The organism is Rhodococcus sp. AW25M09 (assembly GCF_000333955.1).
GTDB lineage: Bacteria > Actinomycetota > Actinomycetes > Mycobacteriales > Mycobacteriaceae > Rhodococcoides.
On sequence record NZ_CAPS01000033.1, the window covers coordinates 1 to 5,839 of the forward strand.

General features: G+C 62.4%; 4 protein-coding genes. 1 reads left to right on the forward strand and 3 read right to left on the reverse strand.

Features of this window, described 5'->3' with window-relative positions:
- Positions 1-198: 198 nt before the first annotated feature.
- On the forward strand, positions 199-1,836 hold the full coding sequence (locus RHODMAR_RS06125) for an SIR2 family NAD-dependent protein deacylase (protein WP_157226008.1): 1,638 nt from the start codon (positions 199-201) through the stop codon (positions 1,834-1,836).
- Positions 1,837-2,016: 180 nt separating this feature from the next.
- Here RHODMAR_RS06125 and lpdA read toward each other — a convergent pair whose 3' ends face one another.
- From lpdA to RHODMAR_RS06140, 3 genes are read right to left on the reverse strand one after another with little or no spacing between them, the layout of a single operon-like run.
- Positions 2,017-3,384: a dihydrolipoyl dehydrogenase gene (gene lpdA, locus RHODMAR_RS06130; RefSeq protein ID WP_008712417.1), complete on the reverse strand. Its 1,368-nt coding sequence runs from the start codon at positions 3,382-3,384 to the stop codon at positions 2,017-2,019.
- Positions 3,381-4,679 carry a dihydrolipoamide acetyltransferase family protein gene (locus RHODMAR_RS06135; protein WP_008712418.1) on the reverse strand — a complete coding sequence of 433 codons (1,299 nt, stop codon included), beginning with the start codon at positions 4,677-4,679 and terminating at the stop codon, positions 3,381-3,383. The genes lpdA and RHODMAR_RS06135 overlap by 4 nt, the downstream gene beginning before the upstream one ends.
- Complete coding sequence (locus RHODMAR_RS06140) at positions 4,676-5,680, reverse strand: alpha-ketoacid dehydrogenase subunit beta (RefSeq protein ID WP_008712420.1); 1,005 nt, start codon at positions 5,678-5,680, stop codon at positions 4,676-4,678. The genes RHODMAR_RS06135 and RHODMAR_RS06140 overlap by 4 nt, the downstream gene beginning before the upstream one ends.
- Positions 5,681-5,839 lie beyond the last annotated feature (159 nt).

The window sequence follows — 5,839 nt, forward strand, 5'->3', positions numbered from 1 at the left end:
TTCATCATTCGGAAATACCTACGGTCGACGATGGGTGCTGTGGCAGAGATCGGCCCCATTGGTTGACGGCGAGTGCGGGGCGGTCGCCAACTGCCTTGGTTCGTACGCCAAGATTCGACCCGAGGGTTCGATTCTTGCGCCGAGCCAACACTCGCAACGCGAGACCAGGTGAGCCAAACTCAAGCTAGGTTGGAGCCCGTGGCACCACTCATCGATCATGTCCCGCGACACCTTCTTGACGAACTAGTCGAGGGATCTTGGCTGCCGATTGTTGGCGCCGGGTTTTCTAGGAACGCAATAGCGCAGGGCGGAGATCCGCCTGTGTCGTGGCTTGAGTTGGGAGCCGCGTTGAGAGGTGATGTCGATGGTGCAGACGAGGCCAGTGGGACGCTCGAAATCATCTCAGCGTTTGAACAGGCGTTCGGGCGTGTCGCACTCGTTGACAGGACTGCCTCTCTGATCAGGGCGTACGACTCTGCGCCGGGGGCCGCTCACCTCGCTTTCGCGCGTGTCGGATTCACTAACGTCGTCACGACCAACTTTGACCTACTACTCGAAAGGGCCTACGAGCAGATCAACAAGGGATGCCTTCCCGTTGTAGACGAGACTCAACTCTCTACGCCGAATAGATACGCTGGCCCCCGGCTCATTAAGTTTCACGGCGACATCAATCACCCCGCCAGGATGGTAATCACTGAGGAGGATTACGACCAATTCCTCCACTCATTTCCGCTACTGGTCACGAGTGTCACGGCGATGCTTGTGGAGCGCACTGGGATTCTCGTCGGGTACAGCCTCGACGACCCCGACACGAGACAAATTTTAGCTCTGATAAAGCGACGGCTGGGTCCTATGTATCGCCCACTTTGGACGGTGCAAATTGGTTGCCCTGCCCACGTGGTCAGCAGGTTTGAGCGGAGGGGAGTGAAGGTCATCAACCTTCCGAAGGTCCGTGGAATTAGCATCGGAAGTGAGCTGGAGCAATTCTTCACCGAACTTGCTCAGTACTGGCGCGATCGCCTCCCGGAGAAGAGCGTTAATGCCGACGACCGCGTCACGGCAGACTTCCGGGTACCGCAGGAGCCGAGCCGAATCTGCTACTTCGCAATTCCAGCTAAATTGATTGGTTGGTATCGGGACTATATTTTTCCCGAAGTTGAAGCAAATGGACTGGTCCCGGTTACAGCACGCGACGTATTCAGTCCGCCGGGCACAACTTTTGCGAAGCTCGACACCCTGATCCGCCGTGCGGCTTACGTGGTGGCCGAGATTGGTGATCAGGCAAGCGAGTACGAAGTTGCGATGGCCGTCGCGCAGAAGGCTGCGAGCAGCGTGTTGCTCGTCGCCTCGGAGTTGCCGCAATCTATGCAACCGGGGCTGCAGGGGAGACTCGTATTGACGAGGCCGGCTCGGTTTGAGGCTAGTCCTGATGAATTTGTGCAACGCTTCCGGGATTGGCTCACATCCCTGACACGAGAGGAAATTGTTGACAATGCGGAGCCGGAGCGCTTGCTCGGCCACCGCGAGTACGGTGCGGCGTTGATATCGGCTGTCTCTTTGCTAGAAGTCACTTTGTCAGAGAGATTTGCTGCTCAAGCCCGGGAATCACCCCGGCCGTCCCCGCTTCGTTCAATGCTCAAAGAAGCTGAGAGGCAAGAGTTGTTTATTTCGGTTAAGGAACAGCAGAGTATCGAGGAGGCTGTGAATCGACGCAATCAGACGATTCATACGACGGCTGCGATTTCGGGGACCGACTCGCGAAGGCTTGTAAATGCAATTCGTCAGTTCGTGGACCGTCTTAGGTCTGGAGACGCGCTCGTTACACACCCGCGGTAGCTTCACACGGCATTGCTGTCGGAAATAGCGTCTCCTAGGATAGGGACGCGCAGCGGATCTGAGACAGGTTCTTGATGGGCGGCATCGGCATAAGTGTCAAAGCGGACACGGCAGCAAGCTCACCTGCGCGAACCTTCGCATTTGCCACCGGCCGTGGCGACGCCTTAATCGTCGTCGTAATCAGCTGTGCGCGTGCAGCGGCCGCCCCGACAGCGCCATCATTGCTTCACCGAGTGCCTCGTTCTGCGTGGGGTGAGCATGCACGAAGCTACCGACCTCGGACGGCAATGCCTCCCACGCGACCGCGAGTTGGGCCTCACCGATCAATTCACCCACACGGTCGCCGACGAGGTGGACGCCGACGATCGGGCCGTCATCACGTGCGCGAATCACCTTGACTCCGCCTGCGGTGGCGAGGATTCGGCTCTTGCCGTTGCCGCCGAGGTCATAGACCACCGACGCCACCGTGCCGTACTTCTCGTTCGCAGCCTTCTCAGTGAGACCGACCGACGCGACCTCCGGGTGCGAGTAAGTCACGCGCGGAACGAGATCACCGTCGATGCGTGCCGGTGCGAGGCCGGCGATGTGCTCGGCAACGAACATGCCGTGCTGGAATCCGCGGTGAGCCAATTGATAGCCCGCCACGATGTCGCCGACGGCATAGACGCCGGCTGCGGTGGTGAGCAGATTGTCGTCGACAGTGACGAAGCCGCGCTCGGTGGAGATGCCCTGCTCGGCCAGACCCAAGCCGTCGGTGCGGGGCCCGCGTCCGACTGACACCAGGACGAGATCTGCTGTGAGAGTGTCTCCGGATGACAATGCCACCGCCACGTCGTCGGGAGATTCGGTCACGGTCTCGACCTTGGTTCCGGTACGAATGTCGATGCCGCGCTTGCGCAATGCCTTGGTCAGCTGCTTCGACGACCATTCGTCCTCACCCGGAACGATGCGATCGAGTGCCTCGATGACAGTGACGTGACTGCCGAACGATGCCCAGATGCTGGCGAATTCGATACCGATGACCCCGCCGCCGAGTACGACGACAGACTCCGGGACGCGATCCAGTGCCAACGCCCCGTCGCTGGTGAGTACGCGAGGTCCCAGTTCGATACCGGGGATGGTGCGCGAATACGAGCCGGTTGCGAGAACCAGCGAACCCCCGGTGATGCGTCGTCCGTTCACCTCGACGGTACGAGGACCGACTACCTGGCCGCGTCCGGAGACGATTTCGATGCCTGGCCGCTTCAGCAGCCCCTGCAGCCCGGAGTGCAGCCCGGCGACGACACTGCGCTGGTAGTCCAGTGCCGCAGGCATGTCCACGCCCGTCAACGATGCAGTAACGCCGACATGAGCCGAGCCGCGCACCGCATCGGCAACCTCGGCCGTGTGCAGCAACGCCTTGGTGGGGATACATCCCCGATGCAGGCAGGTGCCTCCGAGCTTGTCTTCCTCGATCAGCGCGACCGAAAGACCGAGCTGGTCGGCACGCAGAGCGCAGGAGTATCCGCCGGATCCGCCACCAAGGATGAGAACGTCCACGTCACTCATCGGACGGATCCCAATGCCACGACGGGGTTCTCGACGAAATCGGCCACGGTTCGCAAGAATCCGCCGGCCACTCCGCCGTCGCACACGCGGTGATCGAACGCCAACGACAGCTGCGCTACCTTGCGCACGGCCAATTGGCCGTCGACCACCCACGGGCGGTCGATGATGCGTCCGATGCCCAAGATCGCGGCCTCGGGGTGGTTGATGATCGCAGCCGAGCCGTCGACTCCGAACACGCCGTAGTTGTTGAGCGTGAACGTCCCACCGCTCAATCGAGCTGCGGGGAGCGAACCGGTCCGTGCGAGTTCGGTCAACTCGGACAATCGCTCGGAAAGCTCCTTCAGATCGGCCTTGTCGGCCTGCGGCACAACAGGAACCATCAGTCCGCGATCGGTCTGCGCAGCAATACCGAGACCGACGTTCTCGTAACGCAGGATTTCGCCCGCTGCGGTATCGACGGTGCTGTTGAGTTCCGGGAACTTGGACAGCGCGATCATCGTCAGCTTGGCGAGAACCGCCAACAGCGTCACCTTGACTCCGTCGATGGAAGCGTCCAGGTCGCGTCGGGCCTGCAGCAGAGCTGTGGCGTCGACGTCGACCCAGACGGTGGCCTCGGGAATTTCCGAGCGGCTGCGGGAAAGCTTATCCGCGATGGCCTTACGAATTCCGGTGAGCGGGATTCGAGTGACGCCCTCCGGCGAGGAAGCAACGGTCGAACCGGCCAAGGCTCGCTCGACGTCTGCGCGAGTGATGACTCCGTGGCCGCCTGCCGTGTCGATGCTGGCCAGATCGAGCCCGCCCTGCAACGCCATGCTCCGAACGATGGGGGAGAGCACCTTCGGTGCATGTGAGTGGCTGTGTTCGCTGGTCGCTCCGCAGGCTCCGCTCCTATTCGTAGCCTGGGTCGAGTTTCCGCTCACCTGCGGCGCAGCCGCACTCCGTTTGCGGCGTCCGGTGGGACCGTGCCCGGTGCCGTAGCCGATCAGCACATTGCCCGAGCCAGCCTTTTCCTCTTCGCGGTAGCGCTCGTGGGCAGCAGGCGCATCGGCGACGGCACCACCGGTGATGCTGATCAGCGGCGCGCCGACCGCGAGTGACGTGCCCTCCGCGGCATGCAGTTCGCCTACGACGCCCTCGAACGGGCAGGGCACCTCGACGGAGGCTTTCGCGGTCTCGACTTCGACGACGACCTGATCGATGGTGACGGTATCGCCGGGTTTGACCTTCCATTCGACGATCTCGGCCTCGGTCAGGCCTTCGCCGAGGTCCGGAAGTAGGAACACCTGCGCAGTCATACCGTGACCGCCTTGCTGAGGTCGGGAGCATCGTTCCACTGCAGTCGGTCCATGGCATCGAGCACACGGTCGGCGGACGGCAGGTGGAAGTGCTCGAGATTCGGGGCGGGGTAGGGAATGTCGAGGCCGGTCACCCTCAGTACCGGAGCGTGCAGGTGATGGAAGCAGCGCTCGGAGACGCGTGAGGCGATCTCGGCTGCGACACCGGCGAAGCCCTGCGCTTCCTGAACAACGATGCAGCGTCCGGTCTTTCGTACCGAAGCGGCAACGGTCTCGTCGTCGAACGGGTTGAGCGACCGCAGATCGATCACTTCGACGCTGCGTCCGTCCTCGGCCGCGAACTCAGCCGACTGCATGGCCACCGAGACGGTGGGGCCGTAGGCCAGCAGCGTGACATCGGTACCGGCACGGCGGACGACCGCGGTGCCGATGGGCTCGGTCTTGGTCAGCTCGATGTCGTCCTTGGAGAAGTACAGCCGCTTCGGTTCGAGGAAGATCACCGGGTCGGGATCGGCGATGGCGTCGCGCATCAGCGAGTAGGCGTCGGCGACGGTGGACGGGGAGACGACCTTCAGGCCCGGAGTGTGGGCGTAGTAGGCCTCGGACGAGTCGCAGTGGTGTTCGACGCCGCCGATACCGCCTGCGAACGGGATGCGAATGACCATCGGTGCGGTGAGGGATCCACGAGTTCTGTTGCGCAGCTTGGCCACGTGAGACACGATCTGCTCGAAGGCCGGGTAGGCGAAGGCGTCGAACTGCATCTCGACGACGGGCTTGTAGCCCGACATCGCCATTCCGATCGCGAACCCGACGATTCCCGATTCGGCGAGCGGGGTGTCGAAGCACCTGTCGTCACCGAAATCGCGGGTCAGGCCGTCGGTGACGCGGAAGACGCCGCCGAGAGTGCCGACGTCCTCACCGAAAACGACGACCTTCTCGTCCTCGGTCAACGCGTCGCGCAGGGCGGCGTTGAGGGCTCCGGCCATGGTCATCGTGGTCATGCCAGTTCTCCTGCTGCGATTTCGGCGGCAACCTGATTGCGCTGGTCGATCAGGCTGGGGGTGGGGGAGGCGTAGACGAACCGAAAGAGGTCCTCGGGGTCGACGTCCTGCTCGGCGTTCATGCCGGTGCGGAGTGCCGCAGCATCGGCGTCGGCGGAT

Bases quoted from the DNA above. Each gene is read 5' to 3' on its own strand.
- lpdA (WP_008712417.1), bottom strand. From the start codon at position 3,384: ATGAGTGACGTGGACGTTCTCATCCTTGGTGGCGGATCCGGCGGATAC.
- RHODMAR_RS06135 (WP_008712418.1), bottom strand. From the start codon at position 4,679: ATGACTGCGCAGGTGTTCCTACTTCCGGACCTCGGCGAAGGCCTGACC.
- RHODMAR_RS06140 (WP_008712420.1), bottom strand. From the start codon at position 5,680: ATGACCACGATGACCATGGCCGGAGCCCTCAACGCCGCCCTGCGCGAC.